Annotated in this window: 18 protein-coding genes and 1 pseudogene; 7 read left to right on the top strand and 12 right to left on the bottom strand. The window is 72.6% G+C overall.

Annotation, left to right across the window (positions count from 1 at the left end):
* The first annotated feature begins 334 nt into the window (after positions 1-334).
* On the top strand, positions 335-1,774 hold the full coding sequence (locus tag LCG91_RS09430) for a GuaB1 family IMP dehydrogenase-related protein (RefSeq protein ID WP_058750754.1): 1,440 nt from the start codon (positions 335-337) through the stop codon (positions 1,772-1,774).
* A 204-nt stretch (positions 1,775-1,978) separates the two neighbouring features.
* Here the strand turns inward: LCG91_RS09430 and LCG91_RS09425 are convergent, their stop codons facing one another.
* The 4 genes from LCG91_RS09425 to LCG91_RS09410 form a co-directional block, all read right to left on the bottom strand.
* The gene (locus LCG91_RS09425; protein ID WP_058729955.1) at positions 1,979-3,049 is read right to left on the bottom strand and encodes a hemolysin family protein; all 1,071 of its coding nucleotides are present in this window, start codon (positions 3,047-3,049) and stop codon (positions 1,979-1,981) included.
* A 23-nt stretch (positions 3,050-3,072) separates the two neighbouring features.
* Positions 3,073-4,476 carry a hemolysin family protein gene (locus LCG91_RS09420; RefSeq protein WP_224441224.1) on the bottom strand — a complete coding sequence of 468 codons (1,404 nt, stop codon included), beginning with the start codon at positions 4,474-4,476 and terminating at the stop codon, positions 3,073-3,075.
* 216 nt (positions 4,477-4,692) lie between these two features.
* Positions 4,693-5,775 (bottom strand): NADH:flavin oxidoreductase/NADH oxidase, encoded by a 1,083-nt coding sequence (locus tag LCG91_RS09415; protein ID WP_224441223.1) that lies wholly within the window; start codon positions 5,773-5,775, stop codon positions 4,693-4,695.
* Positions 5,772-6,410, bottom strand: a complete 639-nt coding sequence (locus LCG91_RS09410; RefSeq protein ID WP_224441222.1) for an HAD family hydrolase — start codon at positions 6,408-6,410, stop codon at positions 5,772-5,774. The genes LCG91_RS09415 and LCG91_RS09410 overlap by 4 nt, the downstream gene beginning before the upstream one ends.
* A 24-nt stretch (positions 6,411-6,434) precedes the next feature.
* Between LCG91_RS09410 and LCG91_RS09405 the strand changes: the two genes are divergently transcribed.
* Entirely contained in the window at positions 6,435-7,295 is an 861-nt protein-coding gene (locus LCG91_RS09405; protein ID WP_224441221.1) for an NAD(P)H-hydrate dehydratase, read from the top strand.
* Positions 7,296-7,565: 270 nt separating this feature from the next.
* Here the strand turns inward: LCG91_RS09405 and LCG91_RS09400 are convergent, their stop codons facing one another.
* Positions 7,566-8,282, bottom strand: a complete 717-nt coding sequence (locus tag LCG91_RS09400; protein WP_224441220.1) for a YceI family protein — start codon at positions 8,280-8,282, stop codon at positions 7,566-7,568.
* Positions 8,283-8,343: 61 nt separating this feature from the next.
* Between LCG91_RS09400 and LCG91_RS09395 the strand changes: the two genes are divergently transcribed.
* Positions 8,344-9,675: a DUF2029 domain-containing protein gene (locus LCG91_RS09395; protein ID WP_224441219.1), complete on the top strand. Its 1,332-nt coding sequence runs from the start codon at positions 8,344-8,346 to the stop codon at positions 9,673-9,675.
* Positions 9,672-9,980 carry an MTH1187 family thiamine-binding protein gene (locus LCG91_RS09390; RefSeq protein ID WP_058750006.1) on the top strand — a complete coding sequence of 103 codons (309 nt, stop codon included), beginning with the start codon at positions 9,672-9,674 and terminating at the stop codon, positions 9,978-9,980. Before LCG91_RS09395 ends, LCG91_RS09390 begins: the two co-directional genes overlap by 4 nt.
* Positions 9,981-9,990: 10 nt before the next feature.
* On the opposite strand, the gene LCG91_RS09385 is transcribed toward LCG91_RS09390, so the two are convergent.
* Positions 9,991-10,170, bottom strand: coding sequence for a hypothetical protein (locus LCG91_RS09385; protein WP_137767535.1), 180 nt, complete (start codon positions 10,168-10,170; stop codon positions 9,991-9,993).
* A 137-nt stretch (positions 10,171-10,307) separates the two neighbouring features.
* Here LCG91_RS09385 and LCG91_RS09380 point away from each other — a divergent pair, with 137 nt between their 5' ends.
* Together LCG91_RS09380 and LCG91_RS09375 are read left to right on the top strand one after the other, a co-directional pair.
* Positions 10,308-10,487 (top strand): hypothetical protein, encoded by a 180-nt coding sequence (locus tag LCG91_RS09380; protein ID WP_058729884.1) that lies wholly within the window; start codon positions 10,308-10,310, stop codon positions 10,485-10,487.
* Positions 10,488-10,825: 338 nt separating this feature from the next.
* Positions 10,826-12,091, top strand: coding sequence for an MFS transporter (locus LCG91_RS09375; protein ID WP_058750003.1), 1,266 nt, complete (start codon positions 10,826-10,828; stop codon positions 12,089-12,091).
* A 55-nt stretch (positions 12,092-12,146) separates the two neighbouring features.
* Here LCG91_RS09375 and LCG91_RS09370 read toward each other — a convergent pair whose 3' ends face one another.
* From LCG91_RS09370 to LCG91_RS09345, 6 genes are all read right to left on the bottom strand, one after another.
* A complete protein-coding gene (locus tag LCG91_RS09370) occupies positions 12,147-12,716 on the bottom strand; it encodes a hypothetical protein (protein WP_224441218.1) in 570 nt (189 codons plus the stop codon).
* 268 nt (positions 12,717-12,984) lie between these two features.
* Positions 12,985-13,656, bottom strand: coding sequence for a response regulator (locus LCG91_RS09365; RefSeq protein ID WP_058729881.1), 672 nt, complete (start codon positions 13,654-13,656; stop codon positions 12,985-12,987).
* 96 nt (positions 13,657-13,752) lie between these two features.
* On the bottom strand, positions 13,753-15,075 hold the full coding sequence (locus tag LCG91_RS09360) for a hypothetical protein (protein WP_224441217.1): 1,323 nt from the start codon (positions 15,073-15,075) through the stop codon (positions 13,753-13,755).
* Positions 15,072-16,229 (bottom strand): sensor histidine kinase, encoded by a 1,158-nt coding sequence (locus LCG91_RS09355; RefSeq protein WP_224441216.1) that lies wholly within the window; start codon positions 16,227-16,229, stop codon positions 15,072-15,074. Before LCG91_RS09355 ends, LCG91_RS09360 begins: the two co-directional genes overlap by 4 nt.
* A 225-nt stretch (positions 16,230-16,454) precedes the next feature.
* Positions 16,455-17,654, bottom strand: coding sequence for a homoserine O-acetyltransferase MetX (gene metX, locus LCG91_RS09350; RefSeq protein ID WP_224441215.1), 1,200 nt, complete (start codon positions 17,652-17,654; stop codon positions 16,455-16,457).
* A gap of 178 nt (positions 17,655-17,832) precedes the next feature.
* Complete coding sequence (locus LCG91_RS09345) at positions 17,833-19,179, bottom strand: bifunctional o-acetylhomoserine/o-acetylserine sulfhydrylase (protein ID WP_224441214.1); 1,347 nt, start codon at positions 19,177-19,179, stop codon at positions 17,833-17,835.
* Here LCG91_RS09345 and LCG91_RS16510 point away from each other — a divergent pair.
* Positions 19,119-19,553, top strand: a pseudogene (locus LCG91_RS16510) (DivIVA domain-containing protein); the annotation flags it as partial. The gene LCG91_RS09345 and the pseudogene LCG91_RS16510 overlap by 61 nt on opposite strands.
* Positions 19,554-19,595 lie beyond the last annotated feature (42 nt).

Here is a 19,595-nt window from a genome sequence, read left to right as displayed (position 1 = left end):
CGATAGATGCTCGTGTGTGTCGTGCGGGGCAACCCTGCTCCGCACTGGCCGCAAGCCTAGCCGTTCCGCGCCGACCGTTCGGTGACCGTCGGACGCGCGCCGCGCCTCCCGGCCGCGTCCGCGCGTGTCGGACCGGAGCGGTCCGCCGGACCGGAGCAGCGGGCGACGGGTGTCGCGCAGCGGTGCACCCCGGAGCCTCGCCGGAGCGGTCCGACGGGGACAGCGGAGCCTCGCCGGAGCGGCCCGGCGGCACCCGCGGAGCCGCGACCGAGCGGGCCTGCGGCGGCACGGCCGTGACGTGTCGGCGCGGCTGCGGAGCCGTACAGTGGCACCCATGAGGTTCTACGAGACGCGGCCGACGCACGACCTGACCTACTCCGACGTCTTCCTCGTCCCGAGCCGGTCCGGGGTGACGAGCCGCTTCGACGTGGACCTCGCCACGAACGACGGCACCGGCGCGACGATCCCGATCGTCAGCGCCAACATGAACTCGGTCACGGGTCCGCGCCTCGCGGCGACCCTGGCCCGCCGCGGCGGTCTCGGCGTGCTGCCGCAGGACATGCACCTGCAGGACCTCGACGCGGCGATCCGCTGGGTCAAGGAGCAGCCGGTCGACTTCGACACCGCCTACGACATGCGCGCTGACACCACCGTCGCCGAGGCGCTCGAGCAGCTCCTGCCCGTCGCCGGTCGCGGGGTGGTCGTGCGCGACGACGCGGGGGAGTACCTCGGCTGCGTGCCGGCAGCCCGGCTCGGCACCGCCGGAGCGGACGCCACGATCGGTGACCTGCTGCACGGGCCGTCGACGGCGATCGACGCCGAGGACGCCGGCACCCCGCGGCACGTGTACGACGTGCTCTCGGCAGCCGAGGTCGACTTCGCACCCGTCGTCCGGCACGGCCGCGTCGTGGGTACCACCAGTCAGACGAGCGCGATCCGCCAGGACATCTACACGCCGGCCGTCGACGGTGCAGGCCGACTCCGGGTCGCCGCGGCGGTCGGCATCAACGGCGACGTCGCCGCGAAGGCGAAGGCCCTCGCGGCTGCCGGGGTCGACGTGCTCGTGCTCGACACCGCGCACGGACACCAGGAGGGCATGCTCCGGGCGCTCCGCACCGTGTCGGCGCTCGGCCTCGGCCTGCCGATCGTCGCGGGCAACGTCGTCACCGCCGACGCGGTCGCGCACCTGGTCGACGCCGGGGCGACGATCATCAAGGTCGGTGTCGGGCCGGGCGCCATGTGCACCACCCGCATGATGACGGCCGTCGGTCGTCCGCAGTTCTCCGCCGTGCTCGAGACCGCCGCGGCCGCCCGGTCGCTCGGCGCGCACGTCTGGGCCGACGGCGGGGTCCGCTACCCGCGCGACGTCGCGCTCGCCCTGGCAGCCGGTGCATCGAGCGTGATGATCGGCTCGTGGTTCGCCGGCACGCTCGAGGCGCCGGGCGTGCTCCGTCGCGACGCCGCGGGCAAGGCCTACAAGGAGAGCTGGGGCATGGCGTCGGCGAAGGCGGTGCGGGAGCGCTTCGAGCGCCTCGACCCGTACGAGCGCGCACGCAAGGCGCTCTTCGCCGAGGGCATCTCGTCGTCGACGATCTACCTCGACCCGGAGCGTCCGAGCGTCGAGGACCTCCTCGACATGATCACCACGGGCATCCGCAGCTCCGCGACGTACGCGGGGGCGTCCTCGCTCGCCGAGTTCGCCGACCGGGCCCTCGTCGGCATCCAGTCGGCCGCCGGCTACGAGGAGGGCAAGCCGCTCCCCGTGAGCTGGTAGCGGGGCGCGGCTGCGGTCGCGGCTGCGGCTCGGCTGCTCGCGCCAGCGCCTGGACCGTTCCGCAAGAGCGACAGATCGGCGCGAACCGTCAGCGGTGGTCTGTCGCTCTCGCGGAAGGGACCGAGCAGACGGGACGCGACCAACCGACGGACGGGAGGCGCGGTGCCAGCTGGCACCGTCCTCCCGTCCGTCAGTCGGCCGCGTCTAGCGCCGTCGGGTCGCGTCCTCGACCTCGCCGACGAGTTCCTCGAGGATGTCCTCGAGGAACAGCACGCCGATCGTGCGCCCCTCGGCGTCGAACGCCCGCGCCACGTGGCGGCCGGCGGCGCGCATGGTCGCGAGGGCGTCCTCGAGGTCCATGTCCGTGTACAGCGAGATGAGCTGCCGGATCCGCTTCGGGGGCACCGGCACGTCGAACTCGTCCGGGCGCAGGTCGATGACGTCCTTCACGTGCACGTAGCCCGTCGGGTCGCCGTCGTCGCCGACGAGCACGTACCGCGAGAAGCCGCGCTGGGCGACCGCCCGCTCGACGTCCTCGGGGGTGGCGTCCTCGGGGAGCGTGACCAGGTCGGACATCGGCACGGCGACGTCCTTGACCTTCTTCTCCGTGAACTCGAACGCCATGGCGAGCTTGCCGTCGTCGGTCAGGGTGCCCTCGCGACGGGACTGCTCGACGATCGTCTGGACCTCTTCGACGGTGAAGGCGCTGACGGCCTCGTCCTTCGGTTCCACCTTGAACAACCGGAGCACGGCGTTCGCGGTCTCGTTCAGGCCGACGATCACCCAGTGCAGGGCGTGACCGATGTACCAGAGCGTCGGGACCAGCAGCAGCGCGGCGCGGTCGGGCATCGAGAACGAGATGTTCTTCGGGACCATCTCGCCGAACACCACGTGCAGGAAGGAGACGAGCAGCAGGGTGAAGACGAACGCCACGGTGCCGATCACCTCGACGCTCCAGCCGGTCAGCCCGAGCGGGACCTCGAGCAGGTGGTGGATCGCCGGCTCGGACACGTTGAGGATGAGGAGCGAGCACACCGTGATGCCGAGCTGCGTGGTCGCGAGCATGCGGGTGGCGTGCTCCATCGCGGCGAGCGTCATCTGGGCTGCCTTGGAGCCGGCCTCGGCGCGCGGTTCGATCTGCGAGCGGCGGGCGGAGATGACGGCGAACTCGGCGGCGACGAAGTAGGCGTTGCCGAGCAGCAGGACGACGAGCCAGAAGATGCCCCACCAGTCGGAGCTGCTCGACGCGGACTCACCGGCGGCGAGGACGACCATGCCGTCGTGCACGGACGCGGCGCTCATCGGGAGCCCTCCTTCGTGACGGGGATGATGATCCCGGTGGCCGGGCGCTGCGCGTCGGCGGTGCTGCCGGTCGTGCTGTTCCCCGACGTCGGGACGGGGTCGGGGTGGTTCGGGGTCCAGCGGACGCGGTCGACCCGGCGGCCGTCCAGCCGCTCGACACGGAAGACACCGTCGTCGAGCGCGACCTCGTCACCGACCGCGGGCAGGCGCCCGAGCGAGGACATGATGAACCCGCCGACGGTCTCGTACGGGCCGTCCTCGGGGACCGTCACGCCCGCGCGGTCCTCGAGCTCGTCGGGCCGGAGCAGACCGGGGAAGGTCAGCCAGCCGCGGGAGCGCACGACGTCGATCCGTGCCCGGTCGTGCTCGTCGGACACCTCGCCGACGATCTCCTCGACGAGGTCCTCGAGCGTCACGACGCCGGCGGTGCCGCCGTACTCGTCGACGACGATCACCATCTGGTAGCCACGGCTCCGGACCTCGGCGAGCAGGGTGTCGCCGGGCATGGTCTCCGGCACGCGCTCGGCCTCGGTCATCAGGGCACCGACCGGCACCTCGGGGCGCTTCTCGCGCGGGACCGCGACGGCCTGCTTGACGTGCACGATGCCGACGACGTCGTCCGCGTCCTCCTCGATGACGGGGAAGCGGCTGAAGCCGGTGCGACGGGCGAGCGCGATGACGTCGTCGGCGGACTCCGAGACGCGGATGGTCGACAGGCGCGGCCGCGGCGTCATGACGTCGCTCGCGCTGAGCTCCGAGAAGGCGATGGTGCGTTGGAGCAGCGTCGCGGTGTCCTGCTCGAGCGAGCCCTCGGACGCCGAACGGCGGAGCAGGGAGCTGAGCTCCTCGGCGCTCCGGGCACCTGAGAGTTCTTCTTGCGGTTCGATGCCGATCGAGCGCAGGACGGCGTTCGCGGTGCCGTTCAGCACGGCGACCGCGGGCTTGAACACCGTGGTGAAGGCGACCTGGATCGGCACGACGAGCTTCGCGGTCTGCAGCGGCAGCGCGAGCGCGAAGTTCTTCGGGACGAGCTCGCCGAGGATCATCGACAGCAGCGTCGCGATGACGAGCGCGACGATCGACCCGACGGTCTCGACGACCGCCTCGGGGAGCTGCATCGCCAGGAACGGCGCCTCGAGCAGCGTCGCGATCGACGGCTCGAGCAGGTAGCCCGTCAGCAGCGTCGTCAGCGTGATGCCGAGCTGTGCGCTCGACAGGTGCGTCGAGGTGACCTTCAGCGCCGCGATCACCGGCGCCAGGCCGGACTCGCCGCGGTCACGCCGGGCCTCGACCTCGGCGCGGTCGAGGTTCACGAGCGCGAACTCGGAAGCGACGAAGACGCCGGTACCGAGGGTCAGCAGGATGCCGCCGACCAGCATGACGATGTCGAGGGGACTCATTCTCCGCCCCCTGGCACAGGGGAAGCGGGGCTGCTCACCGAGTGAGCGCCGGATGAGTGGGAAGGCGAAGAAGGATTCGGAGGATCGTCCACAGTGGTCAACATCGTAGTGGGTGAGCGGTGGCGGAGCCGAGAGGACGTACAGGAAGGGTGCCGCGCCTCCCGACCGGTGCGAGGTGACCGGACGGGAGGCGCGACCCGCGTCGCGCGGACCGGCCTACGCCGTGACGCGCGCGCGGTGGTACTGCTGCGGTTCGTAGTCGAGCGTCAGGCCGAGCTCGGCGGCGGCCCGCAGGGCGAAGGCGGGGTCGCGGAGGAACTCGCGCCCGACCATCACGACGTCCGCCTGGCCGGTGGCGACGACCTGCTCGGCCTGGAACGCGGTGGAGATCATGCCGACCGCGATCGTGCCGATGCCGGCGTCGCGCTTCACCCGCTCGGCGAACGGCACCTGGTAGCCGGGACCGACCGGGATCGGCGCCTTCGCGACGTTGCCGCCGGTGGAGACGTCCGCCAGGTCGGCGCCGTGCTCGGCGGCCCAGCGGGCGACCTGCACGGTGTCCTCGACGGTCAGGCCGCCGTCGACCCAGTCGGTGGCCGAGAACCGGACGACCACGGGGAAGCCCTCGCCGACCTCGGCGCGGACGGCGTCGATCGTCTCGAGCAGCGCCCGGGCACGGTTCTCGAGCGACCCGCCGTACGTGTCCGTGCGGTGGTTGCTCAGCGGCGAGAGGAACTGGTGCAGCAGGTAGCCGTGGGCCGCGTGCAGCTCGACCAGGTCGAAGCCGGCCTCGACCGCGCGTCGGGCGGCAGCCGCGAAGGCGAGCGCGACGACGCGGATGTCCTCGGCCTCCAGCTCGCGCGGCTCCGCGTACCCGTCGAAGGCCACGGCGGACGGGGCGACCGTCGCCCAGCCGCCCTCGGACTCCGGCACGCTGCCCGAGGTCTCGGACCAGGGGCGGTACGTCGAGGCCTTGCGACCGGCGTGGGCGAGCTGGATGCCCGCTGCGGCGCCCTGCGTGTGCAGGAAGTCCACGATCGGTCGGAAGGCGTCGCGCTGCTCGTCGTTCCACAGTCCGACGTCCTGCGGGCTGATCCGGCCCTCGGGCACGACGCCCGCGGCCTCGACGACGACCGCGCCGGCACCGCCCTTGGCGAAGCCGCCGAGGTGCACGAGGTGCCACTGCGTCGGGACGCCGTCCTGCTGCTCGACCGAGTACTGGCACATCGGGGAGACCCAGAGCCGGTTGCGGACGGTCAGGTCGCGGACGGTGATCGGGTCGAACAGGGCGTGCGTCACGCGGGTGCTCCTTCGGTGGTCCGTGCCGCCAGGTCCTGCAGGAAGGCCCGCAGTCCTGACGGCGACGTGAAGTGGTGACCGACCGCCCCGATCGCGTCTGCGCCGGCGGCGTTCTCGGCCCTGTTGTCCACGAACACCATCTGTCCGGGCGTGATTCCCAGGCGCTCGCACGTCGTGCGGTAGACGGATGCGTCGGGCTTGAGGACGTGCTCCTCCGCGCTCACCACGACCGTCTCGAACATCGACCCCATCGGGGACCACCGGTACGGGTCGCCGAAGTCGCGTCCGGCGTTCGAGAGCAGGGCGAGGCGTGTGCCGGCGTCGTGCAGCTCCTCGACGATCGCCAAGGTCTCGGGGTCGACCTCGAACCACCCGGTGAAGTCCACCGCCCAGAACCGGTGGACGTCCGCGACGCTCCAGCTCCGTCCGGTCCTGGCGGCGATCGCGCGCCAGTACTCGAGCACCGTGAGGTCGCCGCGGTCGAGGTCGTGCCGGAGCTCCTGGTAGACCGGCAGCAGCTCGTCCGCGGGTACGCCGGTCATCGCGACGAGGGCGTCCCACGCGCCGTGCGGCGTCCGGCTGATCACCTCGCCGTAGTCGAAGACCACCACGCGACCGGGCAGGAACAGGCTCATGCCCTCCACCGTAACGTGGCGGTCGTGAACGACTTCGTCCCCTTCGCCCCGACCGACGCCGCCGCCTGGACCACCGCCCCGCACGGCGAGTCGACCAAGTACCGCCGGGGTGTGCTCGGCGTCGCGACCGGCTCCGACCGGTACCCGGGCGCCGCCGTGATGGGCGTGGACGCCGCGGTGCACAGCGGTGTCGGCATGGTCCGCTACGTCGGTCCGGCGCGGGCGACCGACCACGTGCTCACCCGTCGCCCCGAGGTCGTCTCGGGCGTCGGTCGGGTGCAGGCCTGGCTCGTCGGCTCGGGGATCTCCGCCGATTCCCTCGGTGCGCTCGACCCCGCGACCGCGGACGCGTTCGGGCACGCGTCGGACGACGGCGTCCCGGTCGTGGTGGACGCCGGGGCGATCCCGCTCGTCGACCTCGGTCCGCTCGCGGTCCTGACGCCGCACGCGGGGGAGCTCGCGCCGGTGCTCGAGACCTCGCGCGAGACCGTCGAACGAGACCCGGCCGTGGCTGCGCTGCGTGCCGCGGAGCGGACCGGGAGCGTGGTGCTGCTCAAGGGGTCGGACACGCACGTGGCCACGCCGGACGGGTCGGTCCGGCTCGTGGCGTCGTCGGCGACCCCGTGGCTCGCGGCCGCCGGCGCCGGGGACGTGCTCGGCGGGGTGCTCGGCGCGCTGGTCGCCACCAGGCAGGGCGCTGCCGAGGCCTCCGGCTCGTCGCTCTCGCCGTCGGACCTCGCGCACCTGGCGGCGACGGCGGCGGTGGTGCACGGGGTCGCGGCGCGGCGGGCGTCGCAGGGTGGTCCGTTCACGATGACGGCGTTGATCGAGCAGCTGGGCGGCGTGGTGCGGGACCTGGTCGTCGACGGCGACGCGCGGGGGTAGGCGCGCGGTGCGTCGCGCTGAGGAGGACGCTGGGCCGGCCGTCGGCTGCGTGTGCGGGTCTGCGACGAGGCACCCGTCGATCGACGCGTGGGGTGTCGCAGTGTGCGCCCGCATCCCGTGCGGGGGCGTCTTCCGGCGTGACGCGTGTCGATCGACGCGCGTGACGTCGTGGACGTGACCGATGGCGGACGGGAGGCGCGGGGCGGGCCGACCGCGCGCCTCCCGTCCGGTGCGGGGTCGCGTCAGGACGTGAGGGCCGTTCCCGCCGCGTCAGGACGCGGGCGTCGCGTGCACCAGGAACTCGACGGCGCCGGCGTCGTCCACCTTGACGAAGCCGAGGTCGGGGGCCTGCACCCCGAAGTCCGAGAACGTGATCGGGACCGTGCCGGAGATCGCGACGCCGTCGCCGTCGAGCCCGATCTGCAGGTCCGCCCGGACCGTCTTCGTGACGCCGTGCAGCGTGAGCTCGCCGTCGGCTCGGACCTCGGTCGTGCCGGAGCCGCTCGGGACCGCGTCGGCGACCGGCTCGGTGAGGGTGAACGTCGCCTGCGGGAAGGCCGAGACGTCGAGGGCGGAGTCGCGGAAGTACGAGTCGCGCTGTGCGGAGTCGGTCGCGATGTCGGCGACCTGCACCGTCACGGTCGCCTCGGTGATCGACGTCCCCTCGACCCGCGCGGAACCGGTGACGCTGTCGGTCCGGCCCGTCACGGTGACGTCGGAGCCGTTGAGGACCTCGTGAACGCGGTACCCGGCCACGGAGTCCCCGCCCACCGTCCAGTCGCCGGCGAGGTCGGCCGTGTCGAGCGTGGAGGGAGTCCGACTCGCAGCGACGGAGGGTGCGGCCGAAGCCTTCGCGTTCTCGCCCGATGTGTAGACGTTCGTGCCGACGGCGACACCGACGACGGCGAGCACCGCGACGAGCAGGACGATCCCGGCCCAGACGAGGGGCGTGCGGGTGGCGTGGCGACGGCGGGGATCGGGACTCACCCGGGAACGGTGACACGTCCTCCTCAGGGGAGCCTGTGGGTCCGCCCGCTACGCTCGCACGGTGCAGCAGCGGTTCCGGTGGGTCGAGGGCGTCTCGCTCGCCGTGGTGTTCGTGCTCGTCCACGCCGTGCTGTGGTGGCTCGCCACGACCGTGCCGAACCAGCCGCTGGGCGACGTCACCATCACCTACCGGCGGTGGATCGAGGTCGGGCGGATCGACCACTCGTGGGTCGGCGTCGACACCGACTGGGTCTACCCGGTGTTCGCCCTCGTGCCGATGGCCGCGGCGACGCTCGGCGGTACGGCCGCGATCGCGACGGGCTGGCTCGCCCTCATGGTGCTGCTCGATGCGGTCGCCTGCGCCTTCCTCTGGCGGTTCCGCGCGTTCGGCGTGCGGGTCGTCTGGTGGTGGCTCGTGTTCCTGCTCGCGCTCGGCCCGATCGCGCTCGGACGGATCGACACCGTGGCCACCGCGCTCGCCCTGGTCGGTGTCGCCTTCGTCGTGACCCGCCCTGCGGTCGCGTCGGCGCTCTTCACCGCTGCGGCGTGGACGAAGGTGTGGCCGGCTGCGCTCGTCGGCGTCCTCGTGCTGCTGCGTCGGGGACACCGGGGTGCGGTCGTGACCGGGGCCCTCGTCGTGACCGGGCTGATCGTGCTCGTCGACGTGCTCTACGGGGGAGCGTCGCACCTGCTGTCCTTCGTGGGCGAGCAGAGCGACCGGGCACTGCAGATCGAGGCGCCGCTCGCGACGCCCTTCATGTGGGCTGCGGCGCTCGGAGTGCCCGGAGCGGCGGTGTACTACGACCGCGAGATCCTGACGTTCGAGGTGTCCGGCGCGGGCACCCACGCGGCCGCGGCCCTGTCGACGCCGCTGATGGCGCTGCTCGTGACCGGCGGCGTGCTCCTCGCGCTGCTCGCGGTCCGGCGGGGCGCCCGACGGACCGAGGTGGCGCCGGTCCTCGCACTGCTGTTCGTCGCGACGCTGATCGCGGTGAACAAGGTCGGGTCGCCGCAGTACGTAGGGTGGTACGCGGTCCCCGTCGTGTGGGGACTCGTCGCCGGGTACCCGAGCGCACGGCGCTTCCTGCCGGTCGCGATCGGGCTGCTGCCCCTGGCGCTGCTGACGCAGGTCATATACCCGGGGTTCTACGACCAGCTGCTCGCGGTGCGCCCGTGGATGGTGTCCGTGCTCACGGTGCGGAACGTGCTCGAGGTCGTCGTGCTCGTGTGGGCGGTCGTCGTGCTGGTGCGGCTCGCCCGGCGGTCGTCGGTCCCGGCGCCCGGCGGTCCGGCGGTGCGTCCCCCGGCTGCGCGTCCGTCCGGGCGTCCTTCGGCGTCGACGGTCGAGCCGCCAGTGCACGGGGGAGTCGACCGGGGCAGGATGGACGCATGATCGTCGCGTTCTCCGTCGCTCCGTCCGGTGGTCCCTCGGCATCGTCGGACGGGTCCGTGCACGACGCGGTCGCCGCAGCGGTGCGGGTCGTCCGCGAGTCCGGGCTGCCGAACCGCACCTCGTCGATGTTCACCGAGATCGAGGGGGAGTGGGACGAGGTCATGGACGTCGTCAAGCGCGCGACCGAAGCCGTCGGCGCCCACGGCACGCGGGTGTCGCTCGTGCTCAAGGCCGACATCCGCCCCGGGCACACCGGGGAGATCGACGGGAAGCTCGAGCGGCTCGAGGCGGCACTCGGCGACTAGGCGACCGTCCTCAGGGGTACATGCGGCCGGCGTTGCGGTCGCGCTCGGCCTGCCGGAGCGCCTCGGCGATCTCGGGGTCGCTGCCCTCGTACTGCCGCGAGCGGGAACCGAGGTCGGTCAGGTGGTGCATCCACAGCCACAGCCCGACCGCCGCGAGCAGGACGACACCGGTCACGATCCACCACCCCATGCCGCCATCGTACTCCCGCTGGGAGCTGCAGGACACGCCGAGCGGCTCCCGGTGTTGTCGGTGGTCGGGTGTCTCATGGGAGCCGTCGAGCCGCAACGGCGGTTCGAGCTGGACCGGACGACGACGAGGAGCGCGTGATGATGCACGACGGCTGGTGCCCCGACTGCGACCTGCAGACGGTCGTCATCGACAGCGACGAGCAGGGCGGCAACGCCTGGGCGAGCTGCACCGAGTGCGGGTCCGGGTGGGTCCACCGCGACGAGCTGCCCGAGCCCGTGTCGGCCGGGTCCGTGGACGAGGAGCGCCGCGCGGCCTGAGGTCCGCCCATCGTGGCGACGCCCTGATCGCCAGTCGGCCGTCCTGCGCCGATGTCGAATCGATTCGGACCGGCGTCTTCCGTCGGTCGTTTGGAGCGGTCTACACTGCTGGGACCGGGCCACTGCAGGTGCGCTCGGGACGTTCGACGCCGAACACGGACCGACCCCGCCGCTGATCCCGCCGCCGTGCGGCTGCTGCACCACCGCCGTGCGCAGTCCGAGAGCAGCGGGACCGCTCCGGTGCTCACTGAGACGTGACGGCCCGGCCGAGGTCCTGGCGCGCGTCGGGACCACCGGCCCTCGCCCAATCAACGCCCCTCCCGATCCAGACAGGTCGCATGACGCTCACCACGCCGACGCAGCGCGCGTTCGCCCTCATCGCCCTCGCCCTCGGTGGCTTCGCCATCGGGTCCACCGAGTTCGTCGCGATGGGGTTGCTGCCGAACATCGCCGAAGCGCTGCTGCCCGCGCAGTACGCGGCTGATCCCGCCGCCGGGGTCGCGCACGCCGGTTGGCTCGTCAGCGCCTACGCCCTCGGCGTGGTGGTCGGGGCGCCGACGATCGCGGCGGTCTCCGCCACGTTCCCGCGCAAGGGTCTGATCCTCGTGCTGCTCGTCGGCTTCGTGGTCGCCACGGTCGCGAGCGCGGTCCTGCCGAACTTCGGGCTCGTGCTCGTCGCGCGCTTCGTCGCCGGTCTGCCCCACGGTGCCTACTTCGGCATCGCCTCCATCGTCGCCGGCGAGATCATGGGCCCGGGCAAGCGTGGCAAGGGCATCGCGATGGTGATGCTCGGCCTGTCGATCGCCAACGTGGTCGGTGTGCCCGCGATCACCTGGATCGGGCAGAACGCCGGTTGGCGCATCGCCTACGGCGTGGTCTCGCTGCTGTTCGCCCTGACCTTCCTGGCCGTTGCAGCGTTCGTCCCGCGCAGCGCCGCCGACGAGCACGCGACCATCGGACGCGAGCTCCGGGCGTTCCGCTCGCCGCAGCTCTGGATCGTGATGGGCCTCGGGGCCGTGGGTTTCGGCGGGTTCTTCGCCGTCTACTCGTACATCTCGCCACTCGTGCAGAACGTCACCGGGCTGCCCGAGTCCGCCGTGCCGCTCGTGCTCGTGGTCGTCGGTCTCGGCATGGTCGTCGGTGGGGTGCTCGGCGGGCACCTGGCCGACCACAGCGTCAAGCGCACGATCTACATCGGCATGCTCGCGCTCATCGGTGCGCTCCTCGTGACGGTCTTCACGGCGCAGTGGGTGTGGGGCGTGTTCCTCGGTGCGTTCCTGCTCGGGGCGACCTCGTCGGCGATCCCGCCGGCCGTCCAGTCGCGCCTCATGGACGTCGCCGGCGACGCCCGAACGATCGCCGCAGCCCTGAACCACTCGGCGTTCAACATCGGCAACTCGCTCGGCGCAGCACTCGGCGGGGCGGTCATCGCCGCCGGCTTCGGGTTCCTCGCCCCGGCGTGGCTCGGCATCGTCCTGGCACTGCTCGGCCTGCTCGTGACGATGGTCAGCTACGGCGTCGAGCGGCGGACGGACCGTCGCGCCGCGCTGCGGTCGCCATCGCCGTCGACCGGACCGATCACTGCGCCGGTGCCGACGGCCTGACACACCGCCGTGCCCGGGCGAGGCGCCGCTCGCGTCCATCGGGATCGCTGCCCGATCACCGTCCGGACTCCGCCCTGCGACGCTGCCACCACCGTCGCAGTCGTCCGGCATCGCCCCAGTCGAAGACCAGGAACGTCAGCAGCAGGGCGCATACCCCGGCGACGATGGCGGGGGTGACCCAGGTCGAGTCGATGTCGTCTGCGTTCCACACGGTGCCCGGCTCGGCGTCGAGCAGGTCGCTGTCGCGGTAGCCGGTCCGGACGTCCCCGACGGGTGGGTCCTCCGGGTCCAGGGATCCTCCGTCGTACTGGACGTCGCGGATCGGACGCGACCCGTCGTCCGGAGTCCACGTGCCGTACCAGAGGCAGGACACCTTCCCGCTCCGGTCCCGTGAACAGTCGGGCTCGGTCAGACGGAAGCTGCCCCAGTGCACCGGCTCGTCGCGCCCGGAGTAGCGCGACACCGCCACGGTGGCCGTCCCGATCACGAGCACGAGCAGGACGACGTACGTCGCCAGCGCCAGGACGGTGAGCACGAGGGGACGTCGACCCGTGGAGCGGCGCGCGTGCCGTCCGACCCCACGTGCGCGACGGGCTGCTGCGCGCGGGCGAGTGAGATCGGACACGAGCACATCTTGCCGTGCCGACGCAGTTGCATGCGCCGACGCTCCGCTGGGGCCCGCCGAGCGCGGCTCCAGCGGCCGTACGGCGATCAGCGACACCGGGAGAGCGACAGGCTTCCGTGGATCGTCCGCGGGAGCCTGTCGCTTTCGCGGAGGGGTCGCGGCGCACTGACGGATCAAGAGCCCGACCCGCGACGACGACGCGCCCACACGACGGACGGGAGGCCCGTGGCGGTGTCGCCACGGGCCTCCCGTCCGTCGTGTGGTGCGGTCAGAGCCCGACCGGGCTGCCGTCCTGCACGATGATGCCGTCGGTGATCGCGCGCTTCCGCAGCGCGACCTTCGTGCCGACGTCGAAGCCCGCCACGCGGTACTTCTCGCGGATGCGCTTGAGGTAGCTCTTCGCCGTCTCCTCGGAGATGCCGAGCTGGTACGCGACGCTCTTCACCGGTTCGCCACCGCCGTACAGCGCCATCACGCGGCGCTCCTGCGCGCTGAGCTTCGGCACGCCGCCGACGTCGCCGCTGTTGATGGCCAGGTCGAGCTCGGCGGAGACGTACTGCTCACCGCGCTGCGCCGCGCGGATCGCCTCGACGATCATGTTCGCGTCCTCGCTCTTCACGAGGTAGCCGAGGGCACCGGAACCGAGGGCTTCGCGGACGACGTTCGGCTCCGAGTAGGTGCTCATCACGACGGTCTTCACGCCGGCGGTCTTGAGCGTCGAGATCTTCAGCGAGACCGGGATGGAGTCCTTGAGGTCCAGGTCGAGCAGCACGACGTCGACCGGGAACGCCGGGCTCGTGAGGAGCTCCGGCCAGGTCGTGACGGCGGCGACGAGCGTGATGTCGTCGGCGGCGCTGCGGATCCACTCCGTCAGTGCGCCGAGCAGCATCCGGTGGTCGTCGACCAGTGCGAGTCGGATCGGTTCCTCTGGAGTCGCCATCAGGCGTCCTTTCTCGAAGGCGGTGCACGCCGATCCTAGGTGTCGGGACCGTCCGGGCTGGGGAGGTGGGCCGGGTGTCCGGCGGGTCGCGCGCGACTACATCGACGGGTGTCGGTCGACGACGCAGTGCGAGACGACCCGGAGCACGCCGTCACGGAACGTCTCGGTGTACGGGCCGATGCGCTGGAGGGCGCTCCAGGCGGTCGGGCCGAGTCGACGTCGGGGTACCCCGCGGGACTCGAACACGATCGGGACGTCCATGCGCTCGTCGGAGACGGGGTGTCCGTCGGAGCCGATCGGGCCGAGCGTCACCGAGACGACGGGGACACCGGGCTGCGCCGGGCGGCCGTCACCCACCATCTGCCACAGGGCCTGGAGCAGACCGTCCCGCTGGGCAGGGCTCAGGTGGCCGGCGAGGGACTGCGGGTCGGCCACGCTCACCGAGCGACCGAGGTGGTCCGACTCCGTGATCGCGTGGTACAGCCAGGTCTCGCGGCGCCCCTCGATGAGGTGCAGGCGGAGCTCCGTCGCGAGCGAGGCGGCGACCGACGCCGAGGCGTCCGAGAGCGGCAGCGGGTCCGAGCCGTTCGCGACGGCGTCGAGGAGCTTCTCGGCAGCCAGGTCGAGCCGGGCGAGCTCGTCGGAGGCGAGCATGCCGACGGCGAACTGCGGTGCCTGGACGTTGCTCTGTACGAGCACCCGGTCGAGCTCGCGCTGGACGAGCTGGCGGAAGCGGTGCACCACGAACAGGGCGATCGACGGCGGGACCACGACCAGCGCCAGCAGCGAGACGATGCCCGGCAGGGTCGCCGGGGTGATCGGCGTGGACACGAGCGCCATCACGGCGAAGCCGAGGCCGAGCACCGTGATGGCGGCGGCGACCTCGCGGGCGGGGCGCAGTGTGGCCACCGGGAGCAGGGCGAACCCGGCGGCGACGGAGGCGCTGGCGGTGTGTGCGATGTCGTGGTCCGGGAAGATCCCGACGAAGTCGAGCGTCACGACGCACGCCAGCACCGCGCAGATCAGGGCGAACGCGGTCCCCGTGAGTCGCTCGCCGTAGGTCATCAGGCTGAGCCCGACACCGATCGCGGCGACGAGGTAGAGCGCCCAGGCGGCTGCGGGCAGCCACGGGTCAGAGTAGTCGGGCAGCCGGACGAGGAAGAAGACGATGCCCGCGACGGCCTCGATCGCGGTGAGGACCGCGGCACCGAGACCGAGGTAGCCGGCTCCGAGCGACGCGCCGGGCTTGGCCGCCTGCCGGAGCGATCGCGCACCGGTCGACGTGGAGGGGAGCCCGCGGGCCTGCCGTCGCTCGCTGCCCCGGTAGCGCTCGCGGGCCTCCCGGCGGGTGCGGGGTGCGGGCTGCACCGTCTCGCCGGGCAGCCCGCGGCTGATGGTGTCCTCGGGGAGGCGGGTCATCGTGGAGCCTCCAGGACGACGGTGGTGCCCGAGCCCGGGGCGGAGAACAGCTTGGCGTCGCCGCCGACCTCGCGGAGCCGGTTGACGACGCTCTCCTTGAAGCCGAGGCGTTCGGCGCTCACCGCCTCGAGGTCGAACCCGACACCGGCGTCGGTCACCATCGCGCGGACGGTCTCCTGGTCGTGGACGATCGTGACGTGGGCCTCGCCGACCCCCGCGTGGCGGCGGACGTTCTCGAGGCACTCGCCGAGCGCGAGCAGGAACGCGTCGAGGACGTTCGACGGCAGCAGGACCTGCCCGGTGCCGTGCCAGCTGACCTCGAGCCCCATCCGGCCGAAGCGCTGCTTCACCGACTCGAGCGTCTGGCCGAGCGGGGACTCCTCGACGCGGGTGAGCGAGTAGTCGCCGGACTGCTGCGGCTGCGGGGTGGCCCCGAGTCGGAGGTGGCGGAGGAGCCGGGCGTCCTCGGCGGCCTGCTCACGCATGGCCTGTTCGGACACGCCGACCCCGGAATGCGCCAGGAGGGTGAGGGTCGCGAGCACCGTGTCGTGCAGCAGGCGGGCTCCCTGGCGGCGCTGCGCCTCGGTCTCGCTGGCCTGTCGTTCCGCGCGGTGAGCCGTGCCGATGCTCTGGATGCGGCGGGCCACGCGCGGGATGCTCCGGGCGATCCACACCGCCACCACGGCGACGAGCACCCAGCCGAGGACGACTCCGGCGGTCGGCCCCGAGAGCGGACCACCGGACGCCCACACGACGGCGCTGACGGCTAGCACCCCCGCGACGATCGTCATCGCGAGGCCGACGGGGGCGCCGCGCTGCGCCATCAGCGGGGCGGACAACGATCCGGCCGCCAGCGGGACCACGGCGCTCGCGACGACCGCGCGGACGTCGGGGTCGGACCCGAACAGCAGCAGGGCGAGTGCGCCGAGGCCGGACGCGAGCGCGAGGGCCGTCCACCACGTCGAGCCGTTCGTCCCGAAGACGAGCAGCGCGGCGATGAGCACGGCGATGCAGGCGAGTGCGCCGAGCAGCGGGACGAGCGGCACCGCGAGCGAGGCGACGATGCCGACGACCGAGACCAGTGCGCAGGTGACGCCGACGACACGGGTCGTCGACCGCAGCAAGCGGTCGCGTTCCTGTGCGATGAAGTCCATCGGTGTCCTGGTGGTGACGTCGGTTCGGTCGGGTCCGGTGGTTCGCCGGAGACCCTGTGGGCGGGAGACCCGCCGCCATCATTCCACGCAGGCCACCCGTTGGGGGGTGTTCGGCGCGCCCGTGTGGACAGATCGGTCCGCCGGGCGCCTCGGCGGCTGGCAGACAACCGGGCAGCGGCGGGCACGTGACCGGGCGGCGGCGGGCGGCGGCGGGCCCGCGTCCGGTCAGTCGAGCAGCCGGCGCAGGTGCGCCCCGACCGCCTCGTGCTCGATGAGGAAGCCGTCGTGCCCGAACTCGCTGTCGAGCACCGCCGCACGGTCGCCGTCCAGCGTGTCGCGGATCCCCGCCGCGATCCGGTGCTGGTCCTCGAGTGGGAACAACCGGTCGCTGGACACCCCGACGACGAGCGTCCTGGCGGTCACCGACGCCAGCGCCGCCGACACACCCCCGCGACCGGCTCCGACGTCGTGGGAGTCCATCGCGTGCGTCAGTGCCACGTACGACGAGGCGTCGAACCGCCGCGTGAACCGGTTGCCGTGGAAGTCGAGGTAGCTCTCCACCGAGAAACGGCCGTCGTCGCCGAGCGGGGAGACGTCGCTCTGCCACGACCGGGCGAACCGGCCGTTGAGCTCGTCGGGGGCGCGGTAGGTCATGAGCGCCATCCGCCGGGCGAGCGACAGGCCGCGGTGCGGTCCCTCGCCGGCATCGGCCTCGTAGTAGTCGCCGCCGTTGTACGCGGGGTCGGTCTGGATCGCCGCACGCTGCAGCGAGTTCGCCGCGATCTGGTCGGCCGTCGTCTGCGCGGTCGACGCCAGGACGGCGAGCCGGGCGACCCGCGACGGGTGCGCCACGGCGAACTCGAGCGCGTGCATCCCGCCCATCGATCCGCCGACGACGGCGGCGAAGACGTCGATGCCGAGCGTGTCGGCGAGCTGGGCCTGTACGGTTACCTGGTCGCGCACGGTCACGAACGGGAAGCGCGAGCCCCACTCGACACCGTCGGGCGCGACCGACGAGGGACCGGTCGTGCCCTGGCACCCGCCGAGCATGTTCGGTGCGACGACGAACCACCGGTCGGTGTCGATCGCCAGGCCCGGTCCCACGACGTCGCCCCACCAGCCCGCCGTGCGGTGGCCCGGGCCGGCGGGACCGGCGACGTGCGAGTCGCCGGTCATCGCGTGCAGGAGCAACACGGCGTTGTCGCGCGCGCCGTTCAGCTCGCCCCACGTCTCGTAGGCCACGCGGACGGAGGGGATGCGGCCGCCGCGCACCCACTGCTCGCCGAGCGCGGCGAACTGCCGGGCACCGGGGTGGTCGCCGGGTCGCCAGGCACCGGTCACCGGCGGCTTGCCGAGCGTGCCGAGTTCGGTCCCGGGCACGAGGGTGGACGGGACCGAGTCCTCGGGGATCGTCTGCCAGTCCATCGTGTCCAGTCTGCCGGGAGGCGCGCCCCGCCATCGCCGTGTTACGTCACCTCGGGCGCGTGGCCGGCCCTCCCCGCTCCGTGCCACGCAACGTCGGCGACTGCTCGCAGCGGGACAGCACTGCGAGCAGTCGTCGACGTTGCGTTCTGGGGGCGGACGGGAGGACGGGAGGGCAGGCTCAGCGGGCGGGGCGCTCGGCGCGCTGGCCCTCCTGCGAAACGGCCCGCGCCGCCGCGAGCCCCGCCTCGAGGTCCGCACGCAGGTCCTCGACGTTCTCGATGCCGACCGAGAGCCGCACGAGCCCCGGGGTGACCCCGGTGGTCAGCTGCTGCTCGGGCGTGAGCTGCGAGTGCGTGGTCGACGCCGGGTGGATGACGAGCGAGCGCACGTCGCCGATGTTGGCCAGGTGCGAGAACAGCTGCAGCTCGTCCACGAACGCCTTGCCGGCCGGCACCCCGCCCTTGAGCTCGAACGACAGCACCGCTCCGACCCCGCGCGGCGCGTACTTGTTCGCCGCGGCGTACCAGGGCGACGTCGGCAGGCCGGCGTAGGACACCGACGCCACCTCCGGGTGCCGGTCGAGCCACTCCGCGATCTCCTGCGCGTTCGACACGTGCCGCTCCATGCGCAGCGACAGCGTCTCGATGCCCTGGAGCAGCGCGAAGGCCGTGTCCGCCGAGTTCGACGCGCCGAGGTCGCGGAGCAGCTGCACCCGCGCCTTGACGACGTACGCGAGCTCGTTGCCGACGGCCTGGGCGAACACCGCGCCGTGGTACGACGGGTCGGGGGAGTTGAACTCGGGGAAGCCGTCGGCGTGCTCCGACCAGGCGAACCGGCCGCCGTCGACGATCACGCCACCGATCACGGTGCCGTGGCCGCCGAGGAACTTCGTCGCCGAGTGCACCACGACGTCGGCGCCGTGCTCGAACGGGCGGATCAGGAACGGCGTCGCGATCGTGTTGTCGACGATGAGCGGCAGGCCGGCCTCGTGCGCGACGCTGCTGACGCCCGCGATGTCGAGCACGTTGATCCGCGGGTTGCCGATCGTCTCGGCGAAGAACAGCTTCGTGTTCGGGCGGACGGCGCGGCGCCACTCCTCGAGATCGTCCTGGTCCTCGACGAAGGTCGTCTCGATGCCGAGCTTCGCCAGCGTGTACTTGAACAGGTTGTACGTGCCGCCGTAGATCGACGACGACGACACGATGTGGTCGCCGGCCCCGGCGATGTTCAGCACGGCGTAGGTCTCGGCCGCCTGTCCGCTGGACACCAGCAGCGCGCCCGTGCCGCCCTCGAGCGCGGCGATGCGCTGCTCGACGACGTCGTTCGTCGGGTTCATGATCCGCGAGTAGATGTTGCCGGGCTGCGCCAGCGCGAACAGGTCGCGGGCATGGTCCGAGTTCTCGAACACGTACGACGTCGTCTTGTAGATCGGCGTGGCCCGCGCCCCGGTGGTCGGGTCCGGCTGTGCGCCGGCGTGCACCTGCGTGGTCTCGAACCGCCAGGCGGCTGCGTCGTTCGTGCTCATCGGGGCTCCTGTCGGGTCCGGTCCGTCAACGGGTCGCGGCGGTCCGGCCGGGAGGCCCGGGGCGTCGTCGCGACGACCGTCACGCTACGCAGGTGGCGGGGCGGGCACCAGCGGGGCCGCCTCGCGACGTAACGCGCGAGCACCGCGCGCCCGGCGGCGCCGACGCGACCGGCCGACCGACGGAGGCGGCGCGGCGGGGTGGGGTCGCGCCTCCCGGCCGCTGTCGGCGGTCCCGGACGCGGCGTGCGAGGACTGGCAGGATCGGACGGGACGAGAGGGGGAGCGTCGTGCGCGCTCAGGACGTGGCGGAGAAGCGGTTCCAGCCGACGAAGTTCCGCAGGGGGTACTCGCAGGACGACGTCGACGACCTGCTGGACCGGGTGCAGTCGACCCTCACCGCCGCCGAGCGGGGCGGA

It is taken from the genome of Curtobacterium sp. TXMA1, assembly GCF_020162095.1.
In the GTDB taxonomy this organism is placed as follows: Bacteria; Actinomycetota; Actinomycetes; order Actinomycetales; family Microbacteriaceae; genus Curtobacterium.
The sequence above is the reverse complement of the archived record's forward strand: the minus strand, read 5'-3'. Positions and strand labels throughout refer to the sequence as shown.

Excerpts from the sequence above, each read along its gene's own strand:
- LCG91_RS09430 (WP_058750754.1), top strand. The coding sequence starts at position 335 with ATGAGGTTCTACGAGACGCGGCCGACGCACGACCTGACCTACTCCGAC.
- LCG91_RS09425 (WP_058729955.1), bottom strand. The coding sequence starts at position 3,049 with ATGGTCGTCCTCGCCGCCGGTGAGTCCGCGTCGAGCAGCTCCGACTGG.
- LCG91_RS09420 (WP_224441224.1), bottom strand. The coding sequence starts at position 4,476 with ATGAGTCCCCTCGACATCGTCATGCTGGTCGGCGGCATCCTGCTGACC.
- LCG91_RS09410 (WP_224441222.1), bottom strand. The coding sequence starts at position 6,410 with ATGAGCCTGTTCCTGCCCGGTCGCGTGGTGGTCTTCGACTACGGCGAG.
- LCG91_RS09390 (WP_058750006.1), top strand. The coding sequence starts at position 9,672 with ATGATCGTCGCGTTCTCCGTCGCTCCGTCCGGTGGTCCCTCGGCATCG.
- LCG91_RS09385 (WP_137767535.1), bottom strand. The coding sequence starts at position 10,170 with ATGGGGTGGTGGATCGTGACCGGTGTCGTCCTGCTCGCGGCGGTCGGG.
- LCG91_RS09380 (WP_058729884.1), top strand. The coding sequence starts at position 10,308 with ATGATGCACGACGGCTGGTGCCCCGACTGCGACCTGCAGACGGTCGTC.
- LCG91_RS09375 (WP_058750003.1), top strand. The coding sequence starts at position 10,826 with ATGACGCTCACCACGCCGACGCAGCGCGCGTTCGCCCTCATCGCCCTC.
- LCG91_RS09365 (WP_058729881.1), bottom strand. The coding sequence starts at position 13,656 with ATGGCGACTCCAGAGGAACCGATCCGACTCGCACTGGTCGACGACCAC.
- LCG91_RS09360 (WP_224441217.1), bottom strand. The coding sequence starts at position 15,075 with ATGACCCGCCTCCCCGAGGACACCATCAGCCGCGGGCTGCCCGGCGAG.
- LCG91_RS09355 (WP_224441216.1), bottom strand. The coding sequence starts at position 16,229 with ATGGACTTCATCGCACAGGAACGCGACCGCTTGCTGCGGTCGACGACC.
- metX (WP_224441215.1), bottom strand. The coding sequence starts at position 17,654 with ATGGACTGGCAGACGATCCCCGAGGACTCGGTCCCGTCCACCCTCGTG.
- LCG91_RS09345 (WP_224441214.1), bottom strand. The coding sequence starts at position 19,179 with ATGAGCACGAACGACGCAGCCGCCTGGCGGTTCGAGACCACGCAGGTG.